Source organism: Polystyrenella longa (assembly GCF_007750395.1).
Taxonomy (GTDB): domain Bacteria; phylum Planctomycetota; class Planctomycetia; order Planctomycetales; family Planctomycetaceae; genus Polystyrenella; species Polystyrenella longa.
On record NZ_CP036281.1, the window covers coordinates 736,062 to 751,157 of the forward strand.

The window sequence follows — 15,096 nt, forward strand, 5'->3', positions numbered from 1 at the left end:
TGTGCGAGCCCCTACGGTTGGGCGACTGTCGTGTTGAGGGATGTTGAACGGGATGGAAACGTTATGCGTATTGTGATTGCCAGTTCGGAAGCGGTTCCCTATGCCAAAACTGGTGGGCTGGCGGATGTCGCTGCAGCCTTGCCTCAGGCGATCAGCAAGATGGGGCATGAGGTCTGGCTGGCGATGCCGTATTACCGGAAGATGGAGGAGCAGATCGACCGGGCGAAATATCCGATCCATGAAACGGGCATCGAGTTCGATATCCAGATGGGCGAAAAAACGATGACTGGGGAACTGCTCTGGTCGGAATTGCCGAACTCCAATGTCACTGTGCTGTTGATCGATCAACCCGACTACTTCAATCGTCCCCAGCTCTATCAGGAAAACGGTCACGATTACGCCGACAACTGTGAACGGTTTGCGTTCTTCAGTCGGGCCGTGATCGAAGTCTGCAAAAAGCTGGTCCTGCGACCGCACATCGTGCATGCGAATGACTGGCAGACCGGTTTGATTCCGGCGCTGTTGCAGACGGAGTACGCCTACCATCCCCAGTTCCTGCGCACGCGGTCGATGTTTACGATCCACAACCTGGCGTATCAGGGCCAGTTCTGGCATTGGGACATGGAACTGACGGGCCTCGACTGGAAGTACTTCAACTGGCGCCAGATGGAAGCCTACGGTCAACTCAACCTGATGAAGACCGGCATTGTTTTCTCCGATGCGATCACCACCGTCAGTCCGTCCTATGCTAAAGAAATTCAGACACCGAATTTTGGATGCGGGTTGGAGGAAGTTCTCGCGACGCATCATGATAAGATGTCCGGAATTCTGAACGGGGTCGATACCCGTATCTGGTCACCCGAAACGGATACGCATCTCGTTGAAAATTACGATGCGCGGACCGTGGGGGAAGGGAAAGCGGTCTGTAAAAAATCATTACAGGAACGGCTCGGTCTTCCCCAGAAAGCTGCGACGCCCTTGATCGGAATGATCTCTCGACTGGCGAGCCAGAAGGGGCTCGACATCATCTCGCAGATTCTGGAAGAAGTGATTCAGCGCGATGTGCAGTTCCTCTTCCTGGGAACGGGCGAATCGAGATACGAAGATCATCTACGATATCTGGCGAATCAATACCCGGATCAGATTGCGACTTACATCGGGTTCGATGAAGGGCTTGCCCATCAGATTGAAGCGGGCTCGGATATGTTCCTGATGCCGAGTGCTTACGAGCCCTGCGGTTTGAATCAAATGTATTCGATGCTATACGGTACTCCTCCGATTGTGCATGTGACAGGCGGGTTGGCAGACTCGGTGGTGGATACGACGAAGGAAACGTTGTCCTCGGGCAAGGCAACCGGCTTCTCCTTCCGGCACTACAATGCCGAATCGCTGCAGGCAACGATTCATCGCTCACTCGATCTCTTCGATGAAAAAGAAGATTGGAACAAGCTCGTGCAGAACTGCATGAAGGGGGACTGGAGTTGGACCCGCAGCGCGAAAGAGTATATTAATATTTACCAGCGCCTCTGTAGTTCACCTCGCGAAGCGATCCCCGTGACCGCTTAGAGCCAGCTCTCAACCTCCAGTTCTTCTCGATTCGAACCTCTCAGAAACCTGCTCCTGAATTATGATGCCTGAAATGCGACGGAACCCGTTGACGGGGGAATGGACCTTGTATGCCCCGGATCGGGTAGGGCGTCCTTCGAGTTATCAGTCGAGAAGTCAACCTGCCTCGGGGGGATTCAACCCATTCGTCGAAGGGAATGAGTCAACCACGACGGAAGAAGTTCTGGCAGTGCGGGAACCAGGCAGTGCACCGGACGGTCCGGGATGGCAGGCTCGGATCATTCTGAATAAGTATCCGGTGGTCACGCCGCTGACAGAGGATGTTGAGAATGAACAGCGAGCGGAGGGTTCGTCTCCCTTCTTCGAATCACGTCCGGTTCTCGGGCATCATGATGTCATCGTAGAATCGCCGCAACTGGTGACTCGCTTTCATGAGTTGCCTGTCGAGCAGGTGCGGCAGGTGTTTGGGCTCTATCACGTCCGCTGGCAGCAGTTGAGTGTTGACCGGCAAATCCAATATGCGATTCTGTTTAAGAATGAAGGACCTGCGGCAGGGGCTTCGTTAGAACATGTCCATTCACAATGTCTCGGACTTCCTTTTGTACCCGATGCCATTGAGCGTCAACTGAAGTCAGCCGATGACTATCTGGAAACGCACGGGAGAAACTTCTTTGACGACTACCTCGCCGAAGAACTGAGTCAGGAAACACGGATTGTCGCCGAGACAGAACAGTTTGTGACGGTCTGTCCCTTTTTCAGTCGCTTTCCGTTTGAGACGTGGATCGTTCCCCGAAGGCAGTCGAGCCGGTTTGAAGAGGCGACCGCAATCGAAGTTGAAGAGTTGGCTGACCAGGTGCATCAGGTATTGAATCAACTGCAACAAGTTCGTGAGGGCATCCCTTACAACTTCATCCTGCAGAGTGCTCCCTTCGGGCGTGCTTGTGATGAAAGCTTTCGCTGGCATTTTCAGATCACCCCCCGACTGTCTCAATTGGCTGGGCTGGAACTGGGAAGTGGGCAGATGGTGAATCTAGTGTTGCCGGAAGAAGCGTCGCGGCTGTTAAAGTCTGCCTGAACCCTCTATTTTGCTTAGGCTGACTGACGGGAACGGCCCTCGGCGATCTGGGGAAACGATCTCAGGTAGATCGGGTAACAGATATGCCGTTGGCCGAAGAATGGGTATAACAGGGGAGACTTTGTGCGCACTGGTCAAACCCTGAACAGAGGAATGGCCACTTGGCCTTTCCAGGGATGTTTTCAGGAGCCGAAGGTGGAGTATCCCCTATAGATTGAGATTGCCGCTCGTCTCGTCTCCCGTTACAACACGCACCCGATTTCCCCTGACAATTTCGCGATAACGGTCGATCCAGAAAAGGTTTCGGACTTCCTTCGCAGGAAGTGAATCGGACGACTTACGGAAAGTGTCATTATTTCGGTCGTTGCCAATCTCCATTCCGCCTCGGAATAGACAAGAGTCTGGGAATGACTGAATGAAATGCGGGAAAAAACAGGAAACTGACTTCGAGTTGCGTGCCAATCGGAATACAATTCCTCTCTAAATCAGCTGTTTGAATTCTTCCGTTCTGAAACTTGCGGTAGAATCAAACTTACACTCCCAATATTTTTCGCCCCAATATGTTCATAGTGGTCATCCATCCGGCATTGAGCCCGGGTTCTGGACCAAAAGATCGTCATCGCCTCCCCGGCAGGAAAGGATCAGAAGATGGGCTGTCGCATTCGGCTCGTCCTGGCTATTCATAATCACCAACCCATTGGTAACTTCGATGGGGTGTTTGAAGAGTCCTATCGAGACAGTTATCTCCCCTTCATCGAAATGTTGCGCGAGTTTCCGGAACTACCGATCTCGCTGCACACCTCGGGGAGTCTGCTGGAATGGCTGGTGGAGCATCATCCAGAATATATCGACATCGTCCGATCGCTCGTGGAGCGGGGACAGGTGGAGGTTCTGGGTGGTCCGTTTTATGAACCGATCCTGGCGAACATTCCCCGTCGCGACCGTATTGGTCAGATGGAAGCTTATTCCCGCTATCTCGAACAACTCTTCGGGCAGAAAGTGCGCGGAATGTGGGTTCCCGAACGTGTCTGGGAACCAACCTTCGTCAGTGACATTGCCGAAGCAGGGATCGAATACACGATTCTGGACGACTACCACTTCCGCTGCGCCGGCATGACCGACGATCAACTGCACGGTTACTTCCTGACCGAAGACGAAGGGAAGCTGATCAGCATTTTCCCGGGCAGCGAAACGTTGCGTTATACAATTCCGTTCCAGGATCCGCAGAAAACGATCGACTACCTCGGTGGAATCGCCGAACGGCATCCGGGGGCTGTCATTGCGTTTGGTGACGATGGCGAAAAATTCGGAACCTGGCCCGGAACCAAAGAGCATGTCTATGGTAAAGGCTGGTTGCGGAAATTCTTCGAAAAACTGATGGAGCACAAAGACTGGCTCTCCGTCTGCACCATGCAGGAAGCGGTTGATTATGTCTCGCCGCTGGGTCGTTGTTATCTGCCCGACTCCACCTATCGCGAAATGACCGAATGGGTGCTGGAAACAGACCAGCAGATGCTCTATCGCGACCTGGTTCATCGTAAGGAACATGACGAAGACTGGCCGCAGCTGAAACAGTTTATCCGGGGTGGTTTCTGGAGAAACTTCCGCACCAAGTATTCGGAAAGTAACGAACTATATACTCGCGCTCTCGAAGTGAGCGAGCGGTTGGATAACGCGTTTAAGAGCGAGGGCGAACTTGCCCGACCGGAACTGTTACAGCAGGCCCGTACGCACTTGTACAAAGCGCAGTGCAACTGTTCGTTCTGGCATGGTGCCTTTGGTGGACTCTACCTGCCTCACCTGCGAAATGCTGTTTACGAACACATTATCGCCGCCGACAACTTGCTTGCAGAAGCCGCGGACCGATCCAAACCGTGGGTCGAAGTGACTGCGGGCGACTACAACCTGGATGCTCGCAAAGAGATTCGGCTCTCAGGAGATCGGTTGATTGGTTACTTCGCTCCCAGCCAGGGCGGAATTCTGTATGAACTCGATATCCGGGCGACGAACCATAATCTGTTGGCGACCTTAAACCGTCGTCCCGAAGCGTATCACGATACGGTGCGAAAAGCGGGAGAACAACTGCGGAACGAGCAGGAAGGTCATCACGAAGAGCACCACGAAGAAGGACATGATTACGAAGCGAACCATGCCGTGGCTGAATCCGAATCGGATTCGGTCGCCAGCATTCATGATCTGGTTCACTTCAAACAGCCTGATCTCGACAAGAAAATCGCCTATGACGAATGGGCCCGCAAAAGCCTGGTGGATCATTTCCTCCAACCCGGACTCGATCTGGAACGATTCCAGAAAGGGGAAGGTCTGGTCGGGGACTTCGTCGGGGCCGTTTATCAAACAGAGCTGAAACGGAATGGCGAATCGGCCGAAGTGATCATGTCCCGACAGGGTCACATGGGTCCTTACCCGGTTCAGCTAACTAAAACGGTCGTGCTGGAAACGGCTTACAGTGGTCAGTTGAAAATCAAGTACCACATGCAGGGCTTGCCTGCCGGAATGCCGGTTCACTTCGGCGTGGAATTCAACTTCGCTGGAATGGCGGCCAATGCGGATGACCGTTACTACTACGATGGTGAAGGTCGCAAGCTGGGCCAGTTACAGTCCGTTCATGAACTGCCCGCCGCCGGTCGAATCGGTTTGATCGATGAATGGCTCGGCCTCGACACGGCATTGGAAGTCTCGCAACCGGCCGAGTTCTGGACCTTCCCGATCCAGACGATCAGCCAGTCGGAAGGGGGCTTCGAACTGGTCCATCAAAGTTCCGCCGTGATTCCTCGCTGGGAATTCGTCGCCCCGGTCAATGGAGAATGGTCGACCGAGATCACCCTCGTCATCGACACCTCCGCCGCCCAGGCAAGAAAACTGCGAGAAGCAGCCGCTGTGGGGTAAAGTGGAACCACGAAAGACTCGGAACACTCGAATAAAAGAGCCTGTCAGAGAACGTTGTTTTCTGGCAGGCTTTTTTGGTGAATTCTAAATGGCTTGAATGAATGCACGAAAATCAACCTACCATAGAGGTGATTTCGGTGCGGCATCGACTCTACTATTTCAGAGTGAATTTATCGCCTGCCTGAGTACAAGTGGCAAGATTTCGAGGAACTCTCAACCCGTGAAACAGGACGATTCTTTATGATTCTGGAGCGTCTTCAATCACATTCCGTTGGCATGATTAGAATTGTTTCTAATTTCGTTTCAGAATTTCCCGCTCAAACGGGTTTTTGGGGTCCACTTCTTCATTAGTGTCGACATCTATATATTTGATGCAATCACCGAAGTTCCTTTCGATCTTCGTGATCTTTTGCAATACGTCCATCGATTTGTAATTCCAATTGAAATTACCAGTCGAGTCGATTGAAACAGCCATCGAATAGTTTTTTGTTTTCTTGCGACACTGAATGCCTGTTATTAATCGAGGGCTACCGCCAATGATAGTCTTTTCCAACTCATTCCATTGATCTGGAGTAATGGTCCTCGGGAGGTTTTGGTTCAAAACCTCATCGTTTGAAGTAAAAGTCAGATCACTTAATTTTGAAAAGCGCAAAAGTCGAAAATCGTAAAAAGGAATATTATACGATTTTGGATCGTTCCCTTCGCTGATATGTTGAAAGTATGCTGACAAAATTTCGGCTACGTAGATGACCACCAAGTCAATGCATTTAGACACGGAGTCGTAAACAAAGCATACAACTTGTGCTTCGCGATACGACTCCTCATCGAAGTGTTCATTTGAGATGTGTTTGAATTGGTTCATAACAACGTAAGTCGAAGAGTATCAAACCTGGAATATTCAGGAGCATGATACTTTGATAATTTACGGGCAGGCTTTTTTTGTTTGAGGGCGATTAAATGGAACCAGAATGTAAAAGACGACGTCAAATTAGAGTCTCTCACATACAGTATTAATGAGATATCTCTATCAGAAGGAGGTCGGCACTATTGAAAAAGTTCGCTTGCATTTTAATTCCAGTAGTGTTTCTGTGTGGTCTGATGGCTTCGAACGCCTGGGCGCTGGCTACGGAAGAATTTGGCAATAAGCCGCAAGCGGAGGCGAATTATCCCTATTGGGATGATTTGGAGAAAGTGGTGAATCACCCGAGTCGGCATTACCGCAGTCGTGGCAATGTCTTTGAATATTGCTATTTTAAGGCAGATGTGGATCAGCTGAATGAGATCCTGAAGAAGTTCGCCGCCGTCAAAATGCAGAAACATACGGTGGAGTTTAAAAAGGGTCCCGGAAAAGGGCGTGACCTGTTGAAAACGGTTGAATTTGAATTCAGCTCTCTTTTAAAAGTGAACAACGGATTCAATGCGTATAGTTTCAACGATGGTGTTGCGAAAACACCGTTGAATGGGATCAAACTCTACCGGCCCGAAGTGCGCCCCGACCCGGTGCTCACGATTTATCTCTCCGGTGACATTACCCGGGATAAATTGAAGATTCCGGGCAACTGCACTGTGGAAGATGAAACCGTAACGGAGTGAAGGGGGGACTATGAGGAGGACTAACTGACGCCTGCTTGTCTGCTTTAATTCAGCCTGAATGACTCGAACGAGCTAATCATCAACCGAGCTGAGGTTTTACATGTTCGTTGTAATGATCGATAAAATCTTCGAGGGGATGAAAGTATTCAGTTGGGGAATTCTTGAAGTCTGCCGCTTTCAGTATATTAAAAGCATCATACAGAACCGATTCATCAATCGTGGGAGGGACTGTGTGAATTCCCTCATCCCATTCCTGGTCAATTTTGATGGCCCAATCGGAAGCCTCTTCTCGACTCATCTCCCCACTGATCAAGGCTTCGTAAACAGGTGCTAAGGTTGCAAATGAGATTTCCATAAGGGGGTTCCTTTGAGGTTCCCTGATTCATCAGATTGGAATTCTGGACAGGGGGGAATGGGAGACAGATTTCATGAATGGCATTCATTCAGATATGAGTGACTCCCCTATTTCCAGTATATTCTTGAATATTGATTCTGAAAATGGATCTTCTTCCACCAGACCAGGGGTGAGTATATCTATTACGGAAAGGTTATTACTTATTAATAACGTAGAATAAGGATCTGGGGGATGGGTACCGTCCTCAGGTTTAGATTCTTGAAATCCTTCTATTGTAGATATTCCCTTGAATCTTTCACAAAGCAAGATGCCAAATGGTCCTTCGCCATCAGGCATGACTTCATAGCCATTGTTCTCCCAGAACTCATCCATTTCGTCATCGCGGCAGAAGTAGGCTTCGACCCATGAGTCCGATAATTTATGGCTTTCAGCAATCTTATCTGCAACCAGTGTTAAGTCCGAATTGTCTGGAGAAATGAATGTCCCAATTACCGATGGCCATAGACCCAAAACATACTGGACGGACTTCTTTCTGAACGAGTCCAGACTGATGTCCGTGTATAAGACATTTGAGACTCCAGTGATATCCATGTTAAGTTCCTTTGGTTTCAGGCCAGTCGCGCGGGGGTTGGCTTCAGTTTTGATCACTGCGGAATCAGAAAAAGGGGGGTAGCCGGGCTGGAGGAATTAAAGAGCTGATCATCAACCGAGCTGAGGTTTTACATGTTCGTTGTAATAGTCAATGAAGTCTTCTATCTCGTAAAAATACTCGGTTGGAGAATTTTTCAAGTCAGCTGCTCCTAAAACGTTTAAAGCATTAAACAATTTGGGAACATCAACTGTTGATGGAACAGAATGAATATCATCATCCCACTCCTGGTCTAATTTAATGGCCCAATCGGAAGCCTCTTTTCGACTCATCTCCCCACTGATCAAGGCTTCATAAACAGGTGCTAAAGTTGCAAAGGAGATTTTCATGAGGATATTCCTGTAAATGTTCCCTGATTCATCACCTAGACAATCTATTTAGGAAAGTCGACCAGCCCTTCATTAGAGCTGGCACGTCACTGTCACCATTCGACCGTGGCTTTCAGGGATCTCCGGTCAGGGGAGAGACTTAAGACTTAGAAGTCACTATCAAAAAATCAGTTCCGGAATAAAGAGTGGGATCATTCTGTCAGTCTTTGTTTCCTGTATAGCCAGCTATTCAGGTGGTCATTGCAGTTGAGTATTTGTTTGCGAGCCATTACCTCGGATTGCCATTAGCGTTATCATCATCCATGTAGCGGGATCAAAGTCTTGTTCCTTCGATGGGTTCTCCGTCCACACTTCTTATGTAATGAAATCGCTAAAATCAGCTTCCCAATAAATACCGTGTCCATCACGAACCTTCATTCTAAATCTACTCTCATCAACCCATCCTGCATGTTGTTTTAGTTGTAACAGACAGCCCCAGTTTGACTCTGTGGTGCCAAGTCTGATCCTTTGAAGTTCTTTTTTTGACCGGTGCTTAAACAAAACAGCATAAAAAATGGTGATCTCAGGTTCGACATCATATAAGAGTCTGACATTAAATTCGTTTGTAGGATGTGCGTAAGTTGTCTTCGATAAGCGAATGTATTTCATGTCTTCATCAATACATTTTTGGTAGGCCGTTCGTAAGCTTTTTGTATTCCATTCGTAAATAGAAGATAGCCATTCCATAGCTTGAATCATGCTGGACAAGATCATGCACTTTTTGTCGTACGGTGAAGAACTTGAATAAGCTGTAAGATCAATTGTCCAAAAGATTTCAAGAATTCCCAATCCATAGTCATGTATGTTTTCAGTTGAAGGCAAATTATGGGTTTTGTTGAAAAGCAGTATGTTCACTTTTCGAATGTTTCCAGTGTCGAATTTTTCTCGTCGCAAATGGTCCACAAAATGCATGAGTGAAGCATCACAAACATGAATGAAATCACGTCGATAATAATTCTCAAAAAACTCTTCAATCTCTTTGGCTGGTGATACTGATATGTCTTTTAGCGTCATGTCTGATACACATATTACAAGATTGGTCATGAGGGGATTGAGTTTAGGTCCTAGCGTGGATTGCAAAAAAAGATTCAGCATTTCCCAACCCCGCACACCTCTGTTTTTCAGGCTTCAAACCGGGGTTTACATGATTTTGTAAATTTGTCAAAATCCCCGCCAGTCGGTATTCCGATTCAGTGATACCTCTACGTCCTGTTGAGCAGGTTTGATTTCGCCCACACTCAGTTTTAACACATGCCCACGTGTTTCTGCTGAGGAAATCTTCTGTTTCAGGCAAGTACATTCAGGAAGGACCCGTTTCATGCCACGGTGGAACCGTTTTGGCAGAGTCGGCGCGTGCCTTGCGCTCGTCGTCTCGGTAGCAGGATGCTACAGCTATCCTTATAACCCGTATGCGCCCAATGGGCCTGGGGTTCCCCCTACGTATTCACAACCTGGACCGGCGTTCCCCCAAAATGGAACGTACATGCAACCGGGGCCAACGTACGTGCAACCTCCTTCTGGGCCGGCGGCTTATAGCCCGGCTCCCGGTTCGACAACGAACCTGTCCAGCCCCCCTTCGTCTACCGGGTTTGAACCTGTTCCCGCGACCAACGGAAGTGGTGGAACGAATTCGAACGACGCAGTGCCTGATCCCTGGGACCAGCAAAATAATAATGGGACCAAAAGCGATCCATTCGGTGAGCAATCCTCAACCGGTGGTGCTCCAACCGGAGGTGCTTCGGACCCTTTCAAACTGGCGATAGTCGGAACTCCCAGCAGCCGACCTATCGCCCAGACAATCAGGTAGCCATTCGCGATCCGTTTGCCAACACGGGGATTGACCCGAAACAGCTTGATCCCAAGCTGTTTGGCTACGACTCGAATTTCCAAAGCTGGTACCGAGGTGTCGTTGACTACGATGATGATAGCGGCACCTGGAATCTGATCTATGATTTGACTCCCGATCGAGGTGATCGGAATGGGGGCAGTATTCAGCTGCATCCGACGCAGGACTTTTCCCGGTTGAAAAATGCGGAAGCGATTTACGTCACAGGTCAGTTCAATGATTCGATGAAGGACGTGCTGGGCAAACCAGTCTTCGTCGTGCAATCGGTCAATCGCACTACTACGCGCCGCTGATTCCCTGCTAGACAATTCTCTGTGGGGCCAGGCTTCCCACAGCTTTTTGATTGTTAATTTTCGGGCTGCTGACTCCCGTTCGTCCAGTTAATGGACAGAAACAGGTTGAATCGCTGCTCGGCATGACGCTGCGCCGCTGGTTTTTCTTATTCAGGCTCTCCGCTATAATTCAGACTGAAGGCCCCCCGACCTGTATTCCGGTGTGGCTATCCTGAATTCTTTTTTCCAGAGCGGATGCGAGCAACGATGAGCAAGAAAATTCTTATTCTCGCCGGAGACTTCGTAGAAGACTACGAATTGATGGTTCCCTTTCAAGCATTGCTGATGGTCGGTTATCAGGTGGATGCTGTCTGCCCGGAGAAGGAATCGGGTGACCAGGTCAGAACAGCGATCCACGACTTTGAAGGGGATCAGACCTACAGCGAAAAACCGGGGCACAACTTCACATTGAACGCCACCTTTGCCGACATCAATCCGGAAGACTATGACGGATTGGTCGTACCCGGTGGCCGGGCGCCGGAATACCTGCGATTGAATGAAGACGTGTTGAAAATCGTCCGGCACTTCCACGAGGCGGATAAACCGATCGCAGCAATCTGTCACGGCTTACAGTTGCTGGCAGCGGCTGATGTGCTGAAGGGGAAAAAGACAACTTGCTACCCCGCCTGCAATCCCGAGGTCAAAATGGCCGGGGGCGAATACGTCGAGATTCCCGTTGATCAGGCCTATGTGGATGGCAACCTGGTTTCCGCGCCCGCCTGGCCCGCGCATCCTGAATGGCTGGCGAAGTTCATTGGAGTGATGGGTGGGAAGATCAGCCTTTGAGTGTGAAGGCGAATTCCAATTCGAAATGAATCAACTCTCCTGCATAAACGACAGACAGGTTTGTAATGAATAAAAATGGCACAGGCTGGATTGCTCTGGGAGCGATTCTCGCCGGAATCGCAGTGATCACCGGCGCGTTCGCGGCACACGGAATGGATGGGTTTTGTGCGGAGAAATATGGAGGGGAACCCGCCGTCGTCATCGCTGGGTGGGAACATCCTCTCGCGTATAAACGACTCAACGACTTTCAGGTCGGGGCCCGCTACCAGATGTATCATGCGTTGGGGCTCATCGCCGTCGGTCTTCTGTTGGGATTCCGAGCGTGCAAGTTGGTCTCAGCGGCGGGTTGGTGCTTTCTGGCTGGGATAATCCTATTTTCCGGAAGTCTCTATGTGCTCGTACTTTCTGGCATCACCTGGCTGGGGGCGATCACCCCGATCGGCGGAGTTCTGATGATCATCGGGTGGGGTTTATTGGCCGCCGGTGCCTGGACCGGGAGGAAATCGCCAGCGGAGGTTCCCGCTCCTCAGAACGCCCGGCAAGATCACACTTGAAGGGCAGGGGCCTTCCTTGCGAGGTGTTCAGTCAAAGCGTAAGATTCTGTTCCTTCGCAGAATGAGTTATCCGCACGCGCTGCACTGAGATTTTCCGTGTTTGATACAGGGATCTCCCGTGTTTCATAATGAGCTGCGGTTCCACTATATAGTAACGCTTCAATAACGGTACTCCGGTACCGATTCAGACGGTGATAGCATGGGTTGGTTCGATAAACTGAAGACAGGTCTGAAGAAGACCAAAGACATTCTGAACACCGACGTTCGCGACGTTTTCAAACCGGGGGAAATCCTGGATGAAGAGAAGCTCGAGCGTTTCTTCGCTGATCTGATCCGTACCGATATGGGTGTCAAAGCAGCAACGGCGATCGTGGATGAACTGCGCACGAAACATCTGGGGCGTACCATCGTTCTGGATGAGCTTTGGGAAACAATCCGGGGTAAGCTGAAAGACATTCTGACAGGCGATGGCGAAACGGAATGGGAAATTGAAAACCCCATGTCGCCGATCAATATGGCGGAGGAAGGCCCGACGGTCCTGCTGGTGACGGGCGTCAACGGAGTCGGTAAAACGACGTCGATTGCCAAGCTGGCGAACTATATGCATCAGAACGGTAAAAAGGTGGTTCTGGCTGCGGCGGATACATTTCGGGCGGCTGCAGTGGAGCAATTAACGATGTGGTCGCAGCGCATTGGTTGTGAAATCGTTACCAAAGAATCGGGAGTCGACCCGGCAGCCGTGGCTCACGCAGCCTGCCAGCTGGCGAAAGAAATAAATGCCGACATCGTGATTATCGACACCGCCGGTCGATTGCAGACACAGACGAACCTGATGGACCAGTTGGGCAAAATTGTCCGCGTGGTCGAAAAGCAGATCCCCGGAGCGCCCCACGAAAGTTTGCTGGTGCTCGATGCGACCACTGGCCAGAACGGGATCAGCCAGGCTTCGAATTTCAGTTCGTACGCGAATTGTACGGGTATTGTTCTGTCGAAATTGGACGGTAGTGCCAAAGGCGGAATCGTCGTTCCGATCCGTCAGGAGATGGGAATCCCAGTAAAATTTGTCGGATTAGGCGAACAAATCGATGATTTCCAGGTGTTTAATCCCGCGCTGTTTGTGGATGCACTGTTTGATCGAGGCGACGTCGCTTAATTGCTCGCCCGCAAAGTTTACCACTCCTGCCTCGTTTGTTGTGTCGTGGCTTGAAATGCGACACTTTATGTGGATGTGGAAAAGTAGGGGGGATTGCTAGGAAGTGTCGGTCTGTAAAAGAGTTCCGCTCTTTACGACTGTGCGTTCCAATTCCGAATCGGTAAGAATTGTTGATTGCTCCTGTCGATAGAAACACCAGAGACCTCTCACCCTGAAGGCGCTCAAGAAACAAAAGGGTGTTGTCTGTTTCATCGTCTCCCGGCTGGTTTAAACAGACAGCCCCGAGAAACTCGATCTCATTTGAAACCAATTCATAAGGTAATAATGTTACTGCTGTCGGCAGTGACCTTATTGATCGAGTTTTCAGGAGTGCGATTCAGGAGTTACCGATCAGGAGTTTAATTTAATGCGGAAATTCGATATCAAAACGTGGATGTTGAAAGCCGGAAGAATATGGACATTCGGTGGCTTAGCCCTGATGTTGTCTGTTCCCGCTTTCGCTGGTGACAGCTCTTGCTGCACCGGCTCTGCTTGTACTGACTGCAATGACTGTCAGAAAATTTTCAGCGACGCTGCTGAAGAATTAAAAAACCTCGACGTACCCTGTTACTCAGGTGCTTGCTGTTCAACGGTTGATAGCTGTGGCGTTGGCTGCTGCGGATCATCCTGCGATGGTTGCACCGGACTGATGAGTGCGTTCGATGATGATTGTGGTGGAAACTGGATGGAAGACAACGGCCTGAGCCTCACTGGTTGGGTCGAAGCGGGTATTACTTTCAACCCGGCTCAGAGCAATACGAACGCTCCTGTCGGTTTTAATAACCGTGCGAACGATCTGATGCTCAACCAGCTCTACTTCATTCTGAGCAAAGATGCTGCTGCCAACGCCGATGAATTCGGTTGGGGTGGTCAGGTTGACTTCATCTTCGGTCACGACTCAGACGACACGTCTACCTTCGGTGGTAAAGACGGAAGTTTCGATAATGACTGGACCGACAACAGTGATGGCGACATCGACAACATGGGTATTGCCATGCCACAGTTGTACGCCTCTTTCTACGCTCCCATCGGAAACGGTGTGACTGTGGATGTGGGTCACTTCTACACCATCATCGGATATGAAGTGGTTACCGCACCGGATAACTTCTTCTACTCACATGCCTACACGATGCTGTACGGCGAGCCGTTTACTCACACCGGCGTCAAAATGAACACCGACCTTACCAGCAACATCAATGTGACTGCCGGTATCGTAACGGGATGGGACGACTGGGAAAATGAGTACACCTCGAACAGCTTCCTCGGTGGAATCACCTGGACGAGCGACAGCGAAGCGACTTCACTCGCCTTCGCAATCGTCTCTGGTGACGAAGTGAACTTCTCTGGCAACGACGAATCGCACCGTAACATGTACAGCATCGTCCTGACCCAGGCAGTTTCTGATAAATTGACTTACGTCTTCCAACACGACCGTGGCCAGCAGAATGGTCTGGTTGCGGGTGAGCAGTCGACTGAATGGTACGGCATTAACCAGTACCTCTTCTACGACCTGGATGACAACAACCGCGTTGGCTTGAACTACGAGTGGTTCCGTGATGATGACGGTTCACAGATTGGAAACGGAGCAGCTAACTACTACGTGCTGCGTGCTGGCTTGAATCACAAACTTCGCGAATGCTTGACTGTCCGACCTGAAGTTCGCTGGGACTGGGCTGACAACGGTGCTCGTCCTTACGACGACGGTGCAGACGGAAGCCAGTTCACCTTCGGTACAGACGTTATCTGGACCTACTAAGACTTACTTATAATCTCGAAACCTTCTGTGGCTAACCCCACCCCGGTTTCGAGAGAAGACCGGGATTTAATTCCTGGTGACGATACCCCTCACGGTGTTCACCTGTGACTTGCCTTT

At 50.2% G+C, this 15,096-nt stretch carries 14 protein-coding genes; 8 read left to right on the forward strand and 6 right to left on the reverse strand.

Annotated elements, in window-relative coordinates:
- Nucleotides 1-63: 63 nt before the first annotated feature.
- The 3 genes from glgA to Pla110_RS02680 all read left to right on the forward strand — a co-directional run bounded on the left by glgA (nucleotide 64) and on the right by Pla110_RS02680 (nucleotide 5,548).
- Nucleotides 64-1,566 (forward strand): glycogen synthase GlgA, encoded by a 1,503-nt coding sequence (gene glgA, locus Pla110_RS02670; RefSeq protein ID WP_144992905.1) that lies wholly within the window; start codon nucleotides 64-66, stop codon nucleotides 1,564-1,566.
- 61 nt (nucleotides 1,567-1,627) lie between these two features.
- Nucleotides 1,628-2,641 (forward strand): galactose-1-phosphate uridylyltransferase, encoded by a 1,014-nt coding sequence (galT, locus tag Pla110_RS02675; protein ID WP_144992907.1) that lies wholly within the window; start codon nucleotides 1,628-1,630, stop codon nucleotides 2,639-2,641.
- 648 nt (nucleotides 2,642-3,289) lie between these two features.
- Nucleotides 3,290-5,548 (forward strand): alpha-amylase/4-alpha-glucanotransferase domain-containing protein, encoded by a 2,259-nt coding sequence (locus Pla110_RS02680; protein WP_144992909.1) that lies wholly within the window; start codon nucleotides 3,290-3,292, stop codon nucleotides 5,546-5,548.
- Between the two features lie 292 nt (nucleotides 5,549-5,840).
- On the opposite strand, the gene Pla110_RS02685 is transcribed toward Pla110_RS02680, so the two are convergent.
- Nucleotides 5,841-6,023, reverse strand: a complete 183-nt coding sequence (locus Pla110_RS02685) for a hypothetical protein (RefSeq protein ID WP_144992911.1) — start codon at nucleotides 6,021-6,023, stop codon at nucleotides 5,841-5,843.
- Nucleotides 6,024-6,595: 572 nt separating this feature from the next.
- Here Pla110_RS02685 and Pla110_RS02690 point away from each other — a divergent pair.
- On the forward strand, nucleotides 6,596-7,141 hold the full coding sequence (locus Pla110_RS02690; protein WP_144992913.1) for a hypothetical protein: 546 nt from the start codon (nucleotides 6,596-6,598) through the stop codon (nucleotides 7,139-7,141).
- A 79-nt stretch (nucleotides 7,142-7,220) separates the two neighbouring features.
- On the opposite strand, the gene Pla110_RS02695 is transcribed toward Pla110_RS02690, so the two are convergent.
- The 5 genes from Pla110_RS02695 to Pla110_RS02715 all read right to left on the reverse strand — a co-directional run bounded on the left by Pla110_RS02695 (nucleotide 7,221) and on the right by Pla110_RS02715 (nucleotide 10,667).
- Nucleotides 7,221-7,496 carry a hypothetical protein gene (locus tag Pla110_RS02695; protein WP_144992915.1) on the reverse strand — a complete coding sequence of 92 codons (276 nt, stop codon included), beginning with the start codon at nucleotides 7,494-7,496 and terminating at the stop codon, nucleotides 7,221-7,223.
- 84 nt (nucleotides 7,497-7,580) lie between these two features.
- On the reverse strand, nucleotides 7,581-8,087 hold the full coding sequence (locus tag Pla110_RS02700; RefSeq protein ID WP_144992917.1) for a hypothetical protein: 507 nt from the start codon (nucleotides 8,085-8,087) through the stop codon (nucleotides 7,581-7,583).
- Nucleotides 8,088-8,198: 111 nt separating this feature from the next.
- Entirely contained in the window at nucleotides 8,199-8,474 is a 276-nt protein-coding gene (locus tag Pla110_RS02705; RefSeq protein WP_144992919.1) for a hypothetical protein, read from the reverse strand.
- A gap of 354 nt (nucleotides 8,475-8,828) precedes the next feature.
- Nucleotides 8,829-9,608 (reverse strand): hypothetical protein, encoded by a 780-nt coding sequence (locus Pla110_RS02710; RefSeq protein ID WP_144992921.1) that lies wholly within the window; start codon nucleotides 9,606-9,608, stop codon nucleotides 8,829-8,831.
- A 435-nt stretch (nucleotides 9,609-10,043) separates the two neighbouring features.
- A complete protein-coding gene (locus Pla110_RS02715; RefSeq protein ID WP_144992923.1) occupies nucleotides 10,044-10,667 on the reverse strand; it encodes a hypothetical protein in 624 nt (207 codons plus the stop codon).
- A 231-nt stretch (nucleotides 10,668-10,898) separates the two neighbouring features.
- Here Pla110_RS02715 and Pla110_RS02720 point away from each other — a divergent pair, with 231 nt between their 5' ends.
- The 4 genes from Pla110_RS02720 (at nucleotide 10,899) to Pla110_RS02735 (ending at nucleotide 14,979) form a co-directional block, all read left to right on the forward strand.
- Nucleotides 10,899-11,477: a DJ-1/PfpI family protein gene (locus tag Pla110_RS02720; protein WP_144992925.1), complete on the forward strand. Its 579-nt coding sequence runs from the start codon at nucleotides 10,899-10,901 to the stop codon at nucleotides 11,475-11,477.
- 65 nt (nucleotides 11,478-11,542) lie between these two features.
- Nucleotides 11,543-12,031 carry a DUF423 domain-containing protein gene (locus Pla110_RS02725; protein ID WP_144992927.1) on the forward strand — a complete coding sequence of 163 codons (489 nt, stop codon included), beginning with the start codon at nucleotides 11,543-11,545 and terminating at the stop codon, nucleotides 12,029-12,031.
- Between the two features lie 199 nt (nucleotides 12,032-12,230).
- Nucleotides 12,231-13,184, forward strand: a complete 954-nt coding sequence (ftsY, locus tag Pla110_RS02730) for a signal recognition particle-docking protein FtsY (protein WP_144992928.1) — start codon at nucleotides 12,231-12,233, stop codon at nucleotides 13,182-13,184.
- 406 nt (nucleotides 13,185-13,590) lie between these two features.
- Nucleotides 13,591-14,979: a porin gene (locus tag Pla110_RS02735; protein WP_144992930.1), complete on the forward strand. Its 1,389-nt coding sequence runs from the start codon at nucleotides 13,591-13,593 to the stop codon at nucleotides 14,977-14,979.
- The last annotated feature ends 117 nt before the right edge of the window (nucleotides 14,980-15,096 follow it).

Excerpts from the sequence above, each read along its gene's own strand:
- galT (WP_144992907.1), top strand. The coding sequence starts at position 1,628 with ATGATGCCTGAAATGCGACGGAACCCGTTGACGGGGGAATGGACCTTG.
- Pla110_RS02695 (WP_144992915.1), bottom strand. The coding sequence starts at position 7,496 with ATGGAAATCTCATTTGCAACCTTAGCACCTGTTTACGAAGCCTTGATC.
- Pla110_RS02705 (WP_144992919.1), bottom strand. The coding sequence starts at position 8,474 with ATGAAAATCTCCTTTGCAACTTTAGCACCTGTTTATGAAGCCTTGATC.
- Pla110_RS02725 (WP_144992927.1), top strand. The coding sequence starts at position 11,543 with ATGAATAAAAATGGCACAGGCTGGATTGCTCTGGGAGCGATTCTCGCC.
- Pla110_RS02680 (WP_144992909.1), top strand. The coding sequence starts at position 3,290 with ATGGGCTGTCGCATTCGGCTCGTCCTGGCTATTCATAATCACCAACCC.
- ftsY (WP_144992928.1), top strand. The coding sequence starts at position 12,231 with ATGGGTTGGTTCGATAAACTGAAGACAGGTCTGAAGAAGACCAAAGAC.
- Pla110_RS02710 (WP_144992921.1), bottom strand. The coding sequence starts at position 9,608 with ATGCTGAATCTTTTTTTGCAATCCACGCTAGGACCTAAACTCAATCCC.
- Pla110_RS02685 (WP_144992911.1), bottom strand. The coding sequence starts at position 6,023 with ATGGCTGTTTCAATCGACTCGACTGGTAATTTCAATTGGAATTACAAA.
- glgA (WP_144992905.1), top strand. The coding sequence starts at position 64 with ATGCGTATTGTGATTGCCAGTTCGGAAGCGGTTCCCTATGCCAAAACT.
- Pla110_RS02700 (WP_144992917.1), bottom strand. The coding sequence starts at position 8,087 with ATGGATATCACTGGAGTCTCAAATGTCTTATACACGGACATCAGTCTG.
- Pla110_RS02735 (WP_144992930.1), top strand. The coding sequence starts at position 13,591 with ATGCGGAAATTCGATATCAAAACGTGGATGTTGAAAGCCGGAAGAATA.
- Pla110_RS02720 (WP_144992925.1), top strand. The coding sequence starts at position 10,899 with ATGAGCAAGAAAATTCTTATTCTCGCCGGAGACTTCGTAGAAGACTAC.